At 70.4% G+C, this 14,248-nt stretch carries 11 protein-coding genes; 1 reads left to right on the forward strand and 10 read right to left on the reverse strand.

Features of this window, described 5'->3' with window-relative positions:
* Positions 1-32: 32 nt before the first annotated feature.
* The 10 genes from ACBY01_RS09065 to ACBY01_RS09110 all read right to left on the reverse strand — a co-directional run bounded on the left by ACBY01_RS09065 (position 33) and on the right by ACBY01_RS09110 (position 12,075).
* On the reverse strand, positions 33-1,286 hold the full coding sequence (locus ACBY01_RS09065) for a hypothetical protein (protein ID WP_416460480.1): 1,254 nt from the start codon (positions 1,284-1,286) through the stop codon (positions 33-35).
* Positions 1,283-2,059: a glycosyltransferase family 2 protein gene (locus tag ACBY01_RS09070; protein WP_416460481.1), complete on the reverse strand. Its 777-nt coding sequence runs from the start codon at positions 2,057-2,059 to the stop codon at positions 1,283-1,285. The genes ACBY01_RS09065 and ACBY01_RS09070 overlap by 4 nt, the downstream gene beginning before the upstream one ends.
* On the reverse strand, positions 2,056-3,267 hold the full coding sequence (locus ACBY01_RS09075; RefSeq protein ID WP_416460482.1) for a glycosyltransferase: 1,212 nt from the start codon (positions 3,265-3,267) through the stop codon (positions 2,056-2,058). Before ACBY01_RS09075 ends, ACBY01_RS09070 begins: the two co-directional genes overlap by 4 nt.
* The gene (locus tag ACBY01_RS09080; RefSeq protein ID WP_416460483.1) at positions 3,264-4,226 is read right to left on the reverse strand and encodes a polysaccharide pyruvyl transferase family protein; all 963 of its coding nucleotides are present in this window, start codon (positions 4,224-4,226) and stop codon (positions 3,264-3,266) included. The genes ACBY01_RS09075 and ACBY01_RS09080 overlap by 4 nt, the downstream gene beginning before the upstream one ends.
* Positions 4,226-5,527 carry a polysaccharide biosynthesis protein gene (locus ACBY01_RS09085; RefSeq protein ID WP_416460484.1) on the reverse strand — a complete coding sequence of 434 codons (1,302 nt, stop codon included), beginning with the start codon at positions 5,525-5,527 and terminating at the stop codon, positions 4,226-4,228. The genes ACBY01_RS09080 and ACBY01_RS09085 overlap by 1 nt, the downstream gene beginning before the upstream one ends.
* Positions 5,524-6,741, reverse strand: coding sequence for a WcaI family glycosyltransferase (locus ACBY01_RS09090; protein WP_416460485.1), 1,218 nt, complete (start codon positions 6,739-6,741; stop codon positions 5,524-5,526). Before ACBY01_RS09090 ends, ACBY01_RS09085 begins: the two co-directional genes overlap by 4 nt.
* Positions 6,738-7,682: a GDP-L-fucose synthase family protein gene (locus ACBY01_RS09095; RefSeq protein WP_416460486.1), complete on the reverse strand. Its 945-nt coding sequence runs from the start codon at positions 7,680-7,682 to the stop codon at positions 6,738-6,740. The genes ACBY01_RS09090 and ACBY01_RS09095 overlap by 4 nt, the downstream gene beginning before the upstream one ends.
* The gene (gmd, locus tag ACBY01_RS09100; protein ID WP_416460487.1) at positions 7,672-8,739 is read right to left on the reverse strand and encodes a GDP-mannose 4,6-dehydratase; all 1,068 of its coding nucleotides are present in this window, start codon (positions 8,737-8,739) and stop codon (positions 7,672-7,674) included. The genes ACBY01_RS09095 and gmd overlap by 11 nt, the downstream gene beginning before the upstream one ends.
* Positions 8,740-9,237: 498 nt before the next feature.
* Complete coding sequence (locus ACBY01_RS09105) at positions 9,238-11,388, reverse strand: GumC family protein (RefSeq protein ID WP_416460488.1); 2,151 nt, start codon at positions 11,386-11,388, stop codon at positions 9,238-9,240.
* 9 nt (positions 11,389-11,397) lie between these two features.
* Positions 11,398-12,075 (reverse strand): polysaccharide biosynthesis/export family protein, encoded by a 678-nt coding sequence (locus ACBY01_RS09110; RefSeq protein ID WP_416460489.1) that lies wholly within the window; start codon positions 12,073-12,075, stop codon positions 11,398-11,400.
* 404 nt (positions 12,076-12,479) lie between these two features.
* Between ACBY01_RS09110 and proS the strand changes: the two genes are divergently transcribed.
* A complete protein-coding gene (proS, locus tag ACBY01_RS09115; protein ID WP_416460490.1) occupies positions 12,480-14,012 on the forward strand; it encodes a proline--tRNA ligase in 1,533 nt (510 codons plus the stop codon).
* Positions 14,013-14,248: the final 236 nt, after the last annotated feature.

The raw sequence follows: 14,248 nt of genomic DNA on the forward strand, positions 1-14,248 counted from the left end.
GTGCGGCCGATCCCGCGCCGCGGCGGGATCGGTCAGCCTGCGGTACGCCACGCCGGCCGGCGGACCGGCGGCGGCTGGACGAGGCGCAGCGGCGGCGGTGCGTGACCGTATCGGCGGCGGTGCTCCGCCAGGCAGGCGACGACGAAGAAATAGGTCAGCAGCGAGGATTCGATCGCGAGGAAGCTGCCCGACAGCGCGGTCGACAGCAGCAGGTAGAGCAGCGCCGCTCCACGCTCGCGCTGGCCGGTGCCGACCAGCCAGGCGACCGCGGTGAGCGCCACGCCCAGCGCGGCGACGCCGAGCACGCCCAGGTAGAGCATCGCTTCGTAGATGCCGTTGGTGATCTTCGTCTCGCCGGTGCGGCGGCGATAGCCGCTCGTCTCGGCGAGATGCTCGTTCGCGCCGACGGGGATGCCTGCCGGGTTTTGCGCCAGCGCCTGTGACAGCGGCACCAGAGGCGCAACCGTCCGGCGGGCGGCGGAGGAGTCCGCCTGCTGCAGCCGACCGCCACCCAGCCGCGCGACGATCTCGTCGCCCTGCAGCGCGACGATGGCCAGGCAGACCAGCGCCAGCGCGAGCAGGTCGCGCAGCGACCGGCCGAGCAGCACCGCGCCCAGCGCCACCACCAGCACGACCAGCCCCAGCGACCGGGTGAGGAGCAGCGCGAGCAGCAGCACCGCTGCGACCCGCGCCGGCCGGCGGTGGCGGATCAGGTCGACGAACGCGAGCGTGCCGAGCACGCGGCCGCACATCGACGGCTCGTAATAGAGACCGATCGCCCGCGCGCTCCAGCCGCTCGCCACCTGAAGGTAGCCGTGGTCCAGATCGACACCGAGCAGCGGCGCGACCAGCGCGAAGCCGGCACGGCTGTCCGCCACGCCGACCAGCAGCAGCTGTGCCGCGGCGACCCCGAGTACCAGCAGCGCGACGGCGAAGGCGCCGTGCAACTGCACCGGGGATCGGCTGACGAAGGCGAGGGTGATCAGCGTTACTGAACCGGCCCACAGCGCATAGGATCGAAGGAACGTCTCCGCAGCCGGCAGCAGCGCCGCGCCGATGAGCGAGGCGCCGGCGAACACCAGCAACGGCCACAGCAGCAACAGCGCGGCGACGGCGAGCGGCAGCAGCGACGGCGCCACGCGTCGGAGCGAAAGCAGCAGCACCGCCGCTGCGATCATCCCGCCGATCGTCACGGCATAGTCGCCGATCGCGAGCAGCCGGAGGTAGAGGCCCACCACGCCGACCGCGCCGAGCCATCGCAGGGCGGGTGCCCCTCGCGCCGTCACCGCAGGGTGCGCTTTCCCGGAGCGGCGGCGGTGAGCAGTTTGAAGACGGCGGAGTGCAGGGCGCGCCGGGCGGCGCTCCAGCCGATCGTCCACCACGATAGCGCCAGCACCCGCCGCTGGATCGCCGCCGCCTCGCGGATCAGCCGCAGCTTGTTGTTCGACATCGCGCCCGGCTCGAACGCGTTGACGCCGATCACTTCCGGCACGCTCACCATGCGCGCACCCGCCGACGCCATGCGGGCCAACGCGTCATAGTCGCCGCAGATGCGGTAGGCGGGGGTAAAGGGATGGGCGAGGTGGCGCGTTCGCCGGACGAAGGTCGCCTGGTGCAGCGCGGGCTGACCGTGGCGAAGATAGGTCGGGCGCTTGACCGGGCGCAGGATCGTGCGGCGGCCGAACGCCATGCGGGAGGCGAAGAAGACGATGTCGGGGCTGCCGGCGGCGGCAATGGCGGCGCTCGCCTGCGCCAGCGCGGCAGGTCCCGCCAGATGATCGCCGGCGTTGAGGAACAGCACATAGTCGCCGCGCGCGAGCCGCAGCCCCTTGTTCATCGCATCGTAGATGCCGCCGTCGGGCTCGGAGACGCCGCGCGCCTGCTCGAGCGCGAACAGCGCCAGCACCCGCTCCCGCGTTCCATCGGTGGAGGCGCCGTCGACGACGATCCACTCGAAGGCGACGGTCTGTTCGGTGAGCGAGCGGCGGGTGCGCTCCAGCCCGGCCGCGTCGTTGCGAACGACCGTGACGATCGAAAGCCGGGGGAGCGGTCCGCTCATGCCGCGCGCTTCGCGCCCGTGCGCGCGCTCGCGGCGGCGTAGAGGCCGAGATACGCCTGGGTCATCGCGGCGCCGGACCAGGCGCGCCGGGCCCGGCGGGCGAGTTCGGCCGGGGAGATGCCGCCATAGAGGGCCGCCTCCCGTCCGGCGCGGACCACCGCCAGCGCCTCTGCGGCCGAGTGGACGCAGCGTCCGCCGACCTCAGCCAGCATCTCCTGCGCGGCGGGAGAGGCGTAGGCGACGACGTAGCAGCCGGCGCTCAGCGCCTCGAGAATCGTCAGCGGCGCATTGTCCATCTGCGAGGTGAACAGCAGCGCATGGGCCCCGCGATAGAGGGCGGCTAGCTGGTCGCGCGAGCGGACCTCGCCATGATGGACTGCGCGCGGGTCGCCGCACGGATCGCCGCGGCCGACTAGCGCGACCGAGATGCCGGGCTCGGCGAGGAGCGCGCGGACGAGCTCGGCATCGATCTTGCCCGGTGCGCAGAGATCGGCGGCGCAGAACAGATGGCCGCGGCGCGAGGATTCGGGAGTAGCGGCGGCAAGTGCCCTTTCGAACTCGCGGTCCAGTGCGTTGGCGATGCGGGCGATGCGCAGGTCCGGCAACGCCATGCGGTGATCGCGGGCGAGATGGTGGGAGGGGCAGACGAGCGTCAGCCGCTCGCCGAGCAGCCGCAGCGCGGCGTGCCGCTCCCGGCGAATCGCGCGTGACCGGTCGACCAGCACGGGCAGATCCTCGAACCGCCGCGGCCCGCATTCGCCGCACCCGCGCCGCCAGCCGGTGCAGTCGCGCGGGATCGCGCAGCGTCCGCTCACCAGCCACCAGTCGTGCGCGGTGAGCACCACCGGCTTGCCGCTGTCGGCGAGCATCCGCATCAGCCCCGTCCAGTGGAGATACCAATGGTGCGCGGCATGGAGGTGGACGACGTCGGCGTCGGCCACCGCCGCGCGCAGCCGCGCGGCGCTCGCGAGGACGGCCTCCCGTCCGATCAGCAGGTGGGCGGCGTAGTTGGCGAGCACCGCCGCGCGCGAGCCGAGCATCGCCACGTCCGGCTCGCCCGCGACCGCCGGATCGGGCGCGATGCCCGAGCCATAGCCGTAGAGCAGCGACATATCGTGTCCCGCTGCGCGCAGCCGGTGGTGGAGGTCGTAGCCGGCCCGTCCAGCACCGCCCTGCGTAGCGCGGATGTTGAGCGCGACGATCCTCATGCCGCAGGACCCTCGGCGAACTGGCGCTTCCAGCGGGCGATCGCCTCGACCGGCACGCGCAGCGCCATGCCGCGGCGGTGGACGAACGCGTCGTCGAAGGCGCTCTCCGTCAGGTCGGCGAGCAGCGGCAGGCCGAAGTCGCGCGCCATTTCGGTGGCGCGATTGTCGACGGGGATGATCCGCGCGTAGCAGCCGGCCTGCAGGGCGCGGATGCCGGCATGGAGGCGCGTGCCGAGGAACTCGCAGCGGGTTCGCAGCACCGCGTCGAAGGCGGCGAGGTTCGGGTCGACGATCTCGAACCCGCTCGTGTCGAGCCGCTGGAGATAGGCCCAATCGCCGATGCCCTGCAGCCACAGATAGCGCCTGGCGTAGTGGCGGCGCAGCAGGTCGAGCATCCGCCCGTCGCGTGCCGGATCGGGGCGATAGTCGGTGACGGTGCAGACCACCGCGTCCGACGGTGCGGCGCTCGCCCGGTCGAGCAGCGCCTGATCGAGCGCCCACAGCGTCGGGCAGCCGGTGTTGACGACCTGCGCGATGCCGGCGCGGCGAAGGTTGGCCGCGGTATATTCGTCGCGCACCGCATGCAGCCGCGCGGGGGCGAGGGTGGCGCACAGGAGCCGGCGGGTATAGGCGTCGGGTGCGCCCTGATATTGCCACCAGCCGACGCCCAGCAGCGTACAGTCGCGCAGCAGCGCGGCGTCGACGGGGTCGATCTTCCACTGTCGGTAGCGCAGCATGTGCGACGTGAGCAGGTTGGTCCCGCCGACGATCGCCCGATCGCCGTGGCGCAGCAGCCGCTTGCCGGCGAGGCCGAGCGGCAGCTGGGTGGGGACGCGCACGACATGCGCGGTGGGGAACAGCTCGGCGACGACCTTCTCGACCGCCTCCAGGATGATCTGGTCGCCCAGGTTGCGGCTGGCGATGCTCGGGTCGAACAGCAGGAGGCGGGGCGGCGGCATCAGTGCGCGCCTGCGCGGAGCGGCGTGGCGACGCCGGGCAGCTGGAGGCGGGCACCGCCGCGGGCGAGGGCAGCGAGCAGCAACGCGAGCGCCACGACCTGCCCGGCGAGCGACGCCGCCAGCACCATCGGCAGCCCGGCCATTCCGGCGCGGGCGAGCAGCGTCGCAGCGACGATCGTGGTCGCCAGTCCGCACCCGCCGCTCGCGCAACGCTGCCACAGCCAGTCGCCGCCCAGCGCCGCCATCGAGCAATGGACATAGACCGCGATCAGGCCGGTGACGCTCGCCAGCAGCCACAGCTGGTCGCGAAGCCCGGCGGCGAGCGTCAGGAGGGTGACGCTGCCGACGCCGGGCAGCACCGCTAGCAGCAGCAGGCCGCCGGCGTTGATCGCGAACACCAGCGCGCCGGAGCCGAGCGCGGGGCGTAGATCGACCCGCCGCACCAAGCCATCGTCGTAATAGCGCTTGAGCCGAGCGGCGACCGTCACCGACAGGATCGCCACCTCCAGCCCCAGCACGCGCTGGTAGAGTGCCACCTGCGCGTCCGCGCCGCCGTCACCGAGCGTTGCGGCGAGCAGCACGGGCAGGTTGAAACTCGCCACCGACACGAACAGCTCGATACCGACCGGTCCCGCCCGCCGCGCGAGCAGCAGGCTTTCGGCGAGCATGCGTCCGGGACGGCGGCGCAGCACGGCGCGGAGCGCGGCCCGCCATGCCTCGGCGCCGTCCGCCGCGACGATCGAGAGCGCCAACCCGGCGGCGTTGGCCAGCAGGTAGAGCCACAGCGCCGGCGCAAGCCCCAGACCGCCCGCGAGCGCCCACCATAAGAGCAGGCCAGCCCAATAGAGGATCGCCGGCGTCGCTTCGGAGAGCATGGCTGCCGCAATCCGCCCGCGCAGCAGCTGCTGCTGGCGGTTGAGGATGGCGAGGTGGAAGAGGAGCGTGCCCGCAAAGGCGAGCGCCAGCGGCACCAGCGGCAGTGCGGCGTGGCGTCCACAGGCGAGAACCGCCGGCAGCAGCAGCGCCGCGGTCGTCAGCCGGAATCCCAGGCTCCGGGTCGCGAGCAGTGCGAAGGGCACGCCGCGATGTGCCGGGCGGAACAGGCTGCGTCCCAGCCCGAAATCAGCGAGTTGCGCCGCGATGCTCGCCACCGACAGCAGCAGCGCATAGCCGGCGAAACCGTCCGCGCCGAGCGCCTGGGTGACCAGCACCAGCGTCCCGAACTGCGCGGCGAGCCCCAGCCCCTTGGCGGCAAAGCGGCCGCCGAGGCGCGCGGCCTCGCCGTGGATGCTCAAGCTCATGCCGCAGCGGCTCCGATCCGCGCGACGAAGCCTTCGAGGATCGCCGCCCGGCTCCAGCGCGCCTCGGCCCGTGCGCGGGCGGCCGTGCCCATCGCCGCGGCGCGGGAGCCGTCGTCGATCAGCGCGACGATCGCGGCCGCCAGTGCCGCGGGATCGCCGGGCGGGGTTGCCAGTCCGCAGCCTTCGATCTCCCGCGCGATGCCGGTGCCGGGCGCTGCGGTCGCCACCACCGGCCGGCCGCTCGCGAGCATGTTGGCGAGCTTGGAGGGCAGCACCAGGTCGGCCGCACCGGCGAGCTGCGGCAGCAGATGTACGCTGGCGAGGCCGAGCAGCTCGCCCATCCGCTCGGCCGGCTGGAGCGGCCGGAACTGAAGGTTCGGCAGCCCGGCCGCACGCGCTTCCAGCTGCGCGCGATTGGGCCCGTCGCCGCAGATCACGAAGGCGATGTCCTCGCGTTCAGCGAGACGATGGGCCGCCTCGACCAGAATCTCGATGCCCTGTTTGTTGGCGATGCTGCCGGAATAGAGCGCGACGTGGCGGTTCCCGAGCCCCCATTCGCTGCGATAGCGCGACGAGGCGCCGAGCGGCGCGATCGCATGGGTGTCCGCCCAGTTGCGGAACTCGACCACGCGCTCGGGCGCCACGCCCTTCTCCTCCAGCCGCCGGCACATCTGTGGCGAGATGCTGCTGACGGTGTCCGCCGAGTGCAGCACCGCGGCCTCGAAGCGGTGCGCCATCCACGCGAGCGGACCGCCGAGCAGCCCGGTCGCGAGCGCCGCCTCGGTTTCGAAATCCTGGACGTGCACCCACAGCCGTGCGCCCGTGAGCAGCGCGGCGAGCTTGGCGAGCGGCGCCGAGAGCAGGGATGGCGCGACCGTCAGCACCAGCTCCGGCCGGAACCAGGCCGCCGCTGCCAGCATCGGCGGCAGCGCGGCCAGCGCGAAGCTCAGGTGATGCGCCAGCCGCCGCGTCCCGGTAGGCTTCCGCGGCACGTAGAGCGGGCAGCGGCGGACATCGACGCCGTCGCGTTGCTCGCGACGGTAGCGCAAGGGCCGGTCGGCGGGATCGAGTGCCCAGCCGGGATAATAGGCGTGGGCGGTGACCAGCCGCAGCTGGTGGCCCGCCGCCGCGAGCGCTGCGAGCGTGCCCGCGGTATAGGGCCCGATCCCGATCGGTTCGGGCGCGTGGTTGAGGCCGAGCACCAGGATCCTCATGCCTGCCCCTCCTGCCAGGCGGCATAGACCTGGCCGATCCCGTCACGCAGGCCTATCCGCGGGCGCCACCCGGTGGCGCGGAGCCGGCGGCTGTCGAGCAGCTTGCGCGGCGTGCCGTCGGGCTTGCTGGCGTCGTAGACGATGACGCCGGTAAAACCGACGACGTCGGCGACCAGCCGGGCCAGATCGACGATGCGGATTTCCTCACCCGATCCGATGTTGATCGGGCGCTCGTCCGAATAGTGCCGCATCAGATGGACGCAGGCGTCGGCGAGATCGTCGACGTGGAGGAACTCGCGCCGTGGCGTGCCGCTCCCCCAGATCTCCAGGCTGGCAGCCTCCGCCCGCTTCGCCTCGTGCGCCTTCAGGATCAGCGCGGGGAGGACATGGCTGGACGCCAGATCGAAATTGTCGCCGGGGCCGTAGAGATTGGTCGGCATCACCGACACGAAGTCGCAGCCGTGCTGGCGGCGATAGGCCTGGCACAGCTTGACCCCGGCGATCTTGGCGACCGCATACCATCGGTTGGTCGGCTCGAGCGGGCCGGTGAGCAGCGCCTCCTCGGCGATCGGCTGGTCGGCCAGCCGGGGATAGATGCAGCTCGATCCCAGCAGCATCAGCTTGCCGACGCCGCTGCGGTGCGCCGCCGCGACCACGTTCGCCGCGATCAGCAGATTGTCGTGGAGGAAGTCGGCAGGCGCGCGATCGTTGGCGAGGATGCCGCCGACCCTGGCCGCCGCCAGGAAGATCGCGTCGGGGCGGTGGGTGGCGACCCAGCGCTCGACCGGCTCCTGACGGCGAAGGTCGAGTTCGGCGCGGGGCACGGTGAGGATCGTGCAGCCTTCGCTTGCCAGCCGCCGCATCAGCGCGGCGCCGACCATGCCGCGATGCCCGGCGATCCATATGCGCTTGCCGGAGAGGGAGAAGCCCTCACTCGGCATGGTGAAGCTGCTCGCGGCGCACGGCGGCCAGATCCTCGCGCACCATCTCGGCGCAGAGCGCGTCCCATCGCGTTTCGTGCCGCCAGCCTAGCCGATCGCGCGCCTTGGCGGGATCGCCGATCAGCAGCTCGACTTCGGTCGGCCGAAAGTAGCGCGGGTCGACTTCGACCAGCACCCGGCCGCTGCGGGCGCAGACGCCGGTCTCGGCGATGCCGCGGCCGGTCCACTCGAGGGGGATGTCGACCTCCTCGAACGCGCGGGCGACGAAGTCGCGCACCAGCGTCGCCTCTCCGGTGGCGAGAACATAGTCGTCCGGGCGATCCTGCTGCAGGATCATCCACATGCCGCGGACGTATTCGCGGGCATGTCCCCAGTCGCGCCGGGCATCGAGGTTGCCGAGGTAAAGCTTGTCCTGAAGCCCCAGCTTGATCGCGGCGGCGGCACGCGTGATCTTGCGGGTGACGAAGGTCTCGCCGCGCAACGGGCTCTCGTGATTGAAGAGGATGCCGTTGGACGCGTGAACGCCATAGGCTTCGCGATAATTGACGACGATCCAATAGGCGTAGAGCTTGGCCGCGGCGTAGGGACTGCGCGGATAGAAGGGCGTTCGTTCCGACTGCGGCACCTGCTGCACCAGCCCGTACAGCTCGGAGGTCGAGGCCTGGTAGAACCGTGTCTTGCCGATCAGCCCGAGCAGGCGGATCGCTTCCAGCAATCGCAGCGTCCCGAGCGCGTCGGCATTGGCGGTATATTCGGGCGTCTCGAAGCTGACCGCGACATGGCTCTGCGCCGCGAGGTTGTAGATCTCGTCGGGCTGGGTTTCCTGCACCACCCGGATCAGGGCGGTGCCGTCGGTCATGTCTCCGTAATGAAGAACGAAGCGCGGATCGGCGACATGCGGGTCCTGGTAGAGATGTTCGATACGCGCCGTGTTGAAGGAGGAGGATCGCCGCTTGATGCCGTGGACCACATAGCCTTTGGCGAGCAGCAGCTCGGACAGATAGGCGCCGTCCTGACCGGTGACGCCGGTGATCAGCGCAGTCTTCGGCCGGTTCACGTGTTCGGTCCCCCCGGATCGATACAGGCGTCACGCAACGATCGCCACCGCGGCAGCGGCGGACGATGCTCGACTCGCACGGCTTTCAACTAAGCCCCAGTGGCGGAAGAGGCAGTAAAGTTAATCTCGTGTCAACTGTTATCTTTGCGACTACTTATGGGGGCGTCTCGGTTACTTTGCGGAAGGTAAGCGGCTAACTTATGTTATTTCAAAGGTCGGGTGCATTGCACGGGCGGGATCGCAAATCGCCTCAGCTGATTTCCCGCGCTGCTTCTTTTCCGCTCGGTTCTTAGCTCTTGCCGGCCCACGGAAGGGTCTCCAGCTACGGCAGGCGTATCGGGAAACCAATGGAGCGAAGGCTTTGCGCGTGCCGCCACCGCCATCGGTGGCGCGGCTTGCCTCCGCGTGTTCGAATGCGGCGGATGCTCCGCGCCAGCAATCTGGACTCCCCGTCCGGGTACGCGAACACGTTTCCCGCAGACTCGCCCTAGGCGGTGCTCATTCCGCCGCCGCGCGCGGGGCTTCGGCTGCGCCATAGTCGTAGTAGCCGCGGTAGCCTTGTCCCGCGCGACGGGTGTCGAACTTCGTCAGCACGACGCCCAGCACCGATGCGCGAACGCCGTGCAGGCGTCGCAGCGCCGCCTCCGCCGCGCCGCCATCGCGTTGATTCGCCGCGACGACGAGGATCGTCGCCTCCGCCTGGCTTGCGAGCATCGGAGCGTCGGCGAGGCCGAGGACCGGCGGCGCGTCGAGGACTACGGTGTCGAACCGCGCCGTCAGGGTCGCCATCACCTCGGCCATTCGCGCGCTTCCGAGCGACTCGGCGGGGCTTTCGGAAGCCGGGCCGGCAGCCAGCACCGCCAGGCCTCGCCTTCGAAGCGGCTGGAGCGCCTGATCGAGCGTCGCCTCGCGGACGAGTAGGTTGGTGAGGCCGCTGCGCCCGGGAAGATCGAGCATCCGGTGGAGCGAAGGCCGGCGGAGATCGGCATCGACCAGCGCGACCTTTCGGCCTAGCCGCGCGAGCCCGGCGGCGATCGCGTAGCTCGACGTCGATTTGCCCTCGCCGGCGCTCGCGCTGGTGACCACTATGGTGCGCGGCAGCCCGTGCGGGCTGGCGTGCAGCAGCGCGGCGCACAAGGAGGCGTAGGCTTCGTTGAGCGGCGTGCGCGGCGTGTCGACCGCGTCGAGTACGCTGCCGGTGGCGGTGATCGGCACCGCGCCGAGCAGCGGCAGCCCGAGCTTCCTCTCGATATCGTCCGGCGTTCGCAGGCCGTCGTCGCGCTGCTCCCGAACAAACAGGGCTGCGGCGGCGATCACCAGCCCTGCGGCAAGCGCCACCAGCAGGTTGAGCGCCAGCCGCGGCGATTCCGGCACGAGCGGCGGCTCGGCCACGTCGATCACCGAAATGTTGTTCGTGGTGATGCCGGCGGCGGCGCTCAGCTCCCGATAGCGCTGAAGCAGCCCGTGGTAGAGCGTGCGGTTCGTCTCCGCCTCGCGCGCGAGCAGCGTGTAGCGGACGCCGCGATCCTGCTCCGCCAGGGTTGCGCCTTTGAGCCCGTCGACCTGCTCCATCAGCGCCCGCTCGCGGCCGAGCGCGTCGCGATAGCTGCCCCGGATCGACTCGCGGATCGCAGCTGCCAGATCGGCGATCTGCCGGTCGAGTTCGGCCTGCTGCGACACGAGCTGCCGCACGGTCGGATGGTCGTTCAGATGCCGCGCCCGCTCGCGCTGGAGTTCCGCGGCGCCGGCAGCGCGCTGCTCCACCAGCCGCTGCACCGCCAGGTTGGTCAGCACGTCCGGGATGGCCATCGCCGACGCCGCCTCGACCGAGCGCCACTTCTGCTCGGCCGCGATCCGCCCGGCGCGCGCCTCGTTGGCGGCGAGGTTCAGCTGCGCGAGGCTGGCGGTGGTCACCGATCCCAAGCTGCCGTCCGCGGATGGCTGGGTGCGGATCAGCCGCGCGGCACGCGCGTAGCGATTGAGCGCCCGCTCGGAGCGTTCGACCCGGTCCTTGGCTTTCGCAAGCTGGCCGGAGAGAAACCGGCGCGCATAGGCCGAGCTGTCGAACTTGCGCTGCAGGTTCGCCTCGATGAACGCGGCCGCATAGGCGTTGGCGATGGTTGCGGCGAGCGCCGGATCGCTGCTGGCGAAGGACAGGCTGGCCACTCTGGAATCGCGCGGCAGATCGACGGTGAGATGCGCTTGCAGAAGCCGCAGCGTCGCTTCACGCCGGCGCACGGCGGAGCCTTCGGGAAGCGGCGCTCGCATCGCGGCGAAGAAGCCGTTGCCGTCGAACAGCGCGAGCCGCTCGGCGACGCGAATGCTCAGCGACCGGCTGCGCAGCACGTCCGTCTGCGTCTGGAGAAAGCGCTCGGCATCGCCGGCGTCCGCCTGCCGCTCGACCTCGGCACCATCGAGCACGCGATCGCCCTCCTGGTCGATCTGGATGCGCGCGGTCGCGACATAGCCGGGCGGCGTTGCGAGTGTGAGTACCAAGCCTCCCACCAGCGCCGCCGCCAGGATCGCCGCGACCAGGGCAGCGTTGCGGCGCAGGGCCGTGAGCAGTGCGGCGAGGTCGAAACGCAGGCTCGCGTCGCGTTCGCTGGCCGCGGCGGGTATTCGGAAAGGGGCGGCGACCGTGCGCGGCATGGCGGTCCGTCAGAAGGTGCGAAACGCGCTGACGAGCGGCGCGGTGGTAAGGAAATCGCGGAACGCGCCCTTCACGGCGTCGAACCCCACCACGACCACGTCGCCCCCGAGCAACTCGGGATCGGGCGCCCGCCCGTTGCGGATCGCCGCGACGTCGAACACCGCGCCCGCGCGGCGACCGTCGACGGTGCGGAACACCACCACCTCCTGCAACCTCGCCACCCGCGTCGGGCTGCGCGCGCGGGCAAGCGCCTCCAGCAAGGTCGGCGCGCCGGTGATGTCGTAGACGCCGGGCAGGGTGACGTTGCCTTCGACCGTCACCTGTTGCGACACGGCGGTGGTGACCGCGACCGTCACCTGCGGATCGACGAGATAGCGTTTGCCCAATTCGCCGGCGATCTCGGCCGACAACTGGTGCGCGGTCTTGCCGCCGGCATGGATCGTGCCGATCAGCGGCATCAGCAGATTGCCCGCCGCGTCGACCTGCACTCCCGCCTGGGTCAGGTCGGGCTCCTGGAAGACGGTGACGGCGAGCACGTCGAGCGGCCCGATGCGATACTCGTTGCGGGCTGTTCCGGCGGCCGGCGGCGGGATCACGCCGTAGGCATCGGCGCCGTGCGGCAGCCCGGCGCGCGGCGACTGGCAGGCGGCAAGCGCCAGAAGCGCGAGCGCCGACACCCGTCTCATGCCCCATGTCGTCTGCTGCGCGCAGCGTTGAAGCCGCGCGGCAGGAGAGGGGCGCCCCGTCAACTTCCGAACTCGCGCCGGTAGCGCGACATATCGGGCGCTACTGGCGCTCCCCCCAACCTTCATCTGCCCCCTCCGCGACTCCGGTGTAGTTAATCTACTGTAAACCTCGAGAACCGGCAACGTTAACTGATGCAGGAACGCGCTATTTACTTGAGGCAAAAGGCTAAGTGATTGTCGATGCGGTCATGTTCATCAAAACCACTATATTGCCGGGAAGTGTTTCTTCACCGTTAGAGCGCTCCGCTAGACCCGCCCCGCCTCTTTAAAGGGCTGCCGCCGAAGCCGTCGCGAGCGCGCGTGGGTAGATGACGCGGGGCTCGGACGACGCTATCGGCAGGGACATGAAACACGCGCTCCCCGTCACTCGCGAGGCCGATTTCGCGGCCTGGTACCAGTCCGTTATCACCGAGGCCGACCTCGCCGAAGAGTCCGGCGTCCGCGGCTGCATGGTCATTCGCCCGTGGGGCTATGGCATCTGGGAGCGTATCCAGCGGCTGCTCGACGACCGGATCAAGGCAACTGGGCACGAAAACTGCTATTTTCCGCTGTTCATCCCGCTGAGCTATTTCGAAAAGGAAGCCGAGCATGTCGAGGGCTTCGCCAAGGAGATGGCGGTCGTCACCCACCACCGGCTGGTGGCGGACGGCAAGGGCGGGCTGGTTCCCGATCCCGAGGCGAAGCTGGAAGAGCCGCTGGTCGTGCGGCCGACGTCGGAGACGGTGATCGGCACCGCCTTTTCGCGCTGGGTCCAGTCGTGGCGCGACCTGCCGGTGCTCATCAACCAATGGGCGAACGTCGTGCGCTGGGAGATGCGCACCCGCATGTTCCTGCGCACCAGCGAGTTTCTTTGGCAGGAAGGCCATACCGCCCACGCTTCGGTCGATGAGGCGCGCGAGGAGACGCTCAAGATCCTGGAACTCTACCGCAGTTTTTCCGAGGATTGCCTGGCCGTCCATGTCATCGCGGGCGAGAAGCCGGAGAACGAGCGCTTCCCGGGCGCGGTCGCGACCTACAGCATCGAGGCGATGATGCAGGACGGCAAGGCGCTGCAGGCCGGCACCTCGCACTTCCTGGGCACCAATTTCGCCAAGGCGCAGAACATCCGCTTCCAGAACGCGAACGGCGAGCTGGAGCTGGCGAACACCACCAGCTGGGGCGTGTCGACGCGCATGATCGGCGGCGTCATCATGGTGCACGGCGACGACGACGGGCTGCGCGTGCCGCCCAAGATCGCACCCTGGCAGGTGGTGATCGTGCCGATGCTGCGCGACAAGCCGGAGGACGAGGAGGTCGTCGCCTATTGCCGCGAGCTGCAGGCGGCGCTCGCCGGCCAGAGCGCGCTGGGCGAACCGGTGCGCGCGCTGCTCGACCTCAAGCCTGCCAAGGCCGCCAACAAGCGCTGGGGCTGGGTGAAGAAGGGCGCGCCGATCCTCGTCGAGGTCGGCCCGCGCGATGCGGCAGGCGGCAACGTCTCGGTGCTGCGCCGCGACCGGCTGTATCGCGAGGACGGCAAGCTCGACAGCGCGATCCTGCCGCGCGACGGCTTCGTCGGCGAGGTCGGCGCCACGCTGGAGGCGATCCAGGCGGCGCTGCACGAACAGTCGCGCGAGAAGCTGCGCGCGCAGATCGTGCCGGTCGACGACTGGGCGGGCGTGGAAGCGCATTTTGCGGAAGGCGTCGTGAACCCCGGCTGGGTCGACGTGCGCTGGGTGCGCCCGACCGGCGCCGAGCTGGACCAGGTGGTCGAGCGATTGAAGGCGCTCAAGCTCACCATCCGCAATGCGCCGACCGAACAGACCGGCCATGACGAGGGACCGTGCGTGTTCACCGGCCGTCCGTCGGTGGAGCGGGTGCTGATCGGGCGGGCGTACTGAGGTCGGCGCGGGCGGCGAGCCGGGCCGGATCTGCTGAAAGCCGGTAGTGCTCGGAAAAAGCTCTTGTCTGCGCGCCGTCATCCTGACGAAGGTCAGGACCCATTGCCGGTACGCCTGAGCATCTCGCGTAGCACGTCTGGATGCCCCGAGTTCACAAACGAAGTGCAACACCAGGTTGAGGTGTTGCGATGGGAACCAGGTACCGACAGCTCTCGTATGCGGAACGGTGTGCGATT

This window comes from Sphingomonas mangrovi (genome assembly GCF_047975845.1).
Taxonomy (GTDB): Bacteria; Pseudomonadota; Alphaproteobacteria; order Sphingomonadales; family Sphingomonadaceae; genus Sphingomonas.

Bases quoted from the DNA above. Each gene is read 5' to 3' on its own strand.
- ACBY01_RS09070 (WP_416460481.1), bottom strand. From the start codon at position 2,059: ATGAGCGGACCGCTCCCCCGGCTTTCGATCGTCACGGTCGTTCGCAAC.
- ACBY01_RS09075 (WP_416460482.1), bottom strand. From the start codon at position 3,267: ATGAGGATCGTCGCGCTCAACATCCGCGCTACGCAGGGCGGTGCTGGA.
- ACBY01_RS09080 (WP_416460483.1), bottom strand. From the start codon at position 4,226: ATGCCGCCGCCCCGCCTCCTGCTGTTCGACCCGAGCATCGCCAGCCGC.
- ACBY01_RS09085 (WP_416460484.1), bottom strand. From the start codon at position 5,527: ATGAGCTTGAGCATCCACGGCGAGGCCGCGCGCCTCGGCGGCCGCTTT.
- ACBY01_RS09090 (WP_416460485.1), bottom strand. From the start codon at position 6,741: ATGAGGATCCTGGTGCTCGGCCTCAACCACGCGCCCGAACCGATCGGG.
- ACBY01_RS09095 (WP_416460486.1), bottom strand. From the start codon at position 7,682: ATGCCGAGTGAGGGCTTCTCCCTCTCCGGCAAGCGCATATGGATCGCC.
- ACBY01_RS09105 (WP_416460488.1), bottom strand. From the start codon at position 11,388: ATGCCGCGCACGGTCGCCGCCCCTTTCCGAATACCCGCCGCGGCCAGC.
- ACBY01_RS09110 (WP_416460489.1), bottom strand. From the start codon at position 12,075: ATGAGACGGGTGTCGGCGCTCGCGCTTCTGGCGCTTGCCGCCTGCCAG.
- proS (WP_416460490.1), top strand. From the start codon at position 12,480: ATGAAACACGCGCTCCCCGTCACTCGCGAGGCCGATTTCGCGGCCTGG.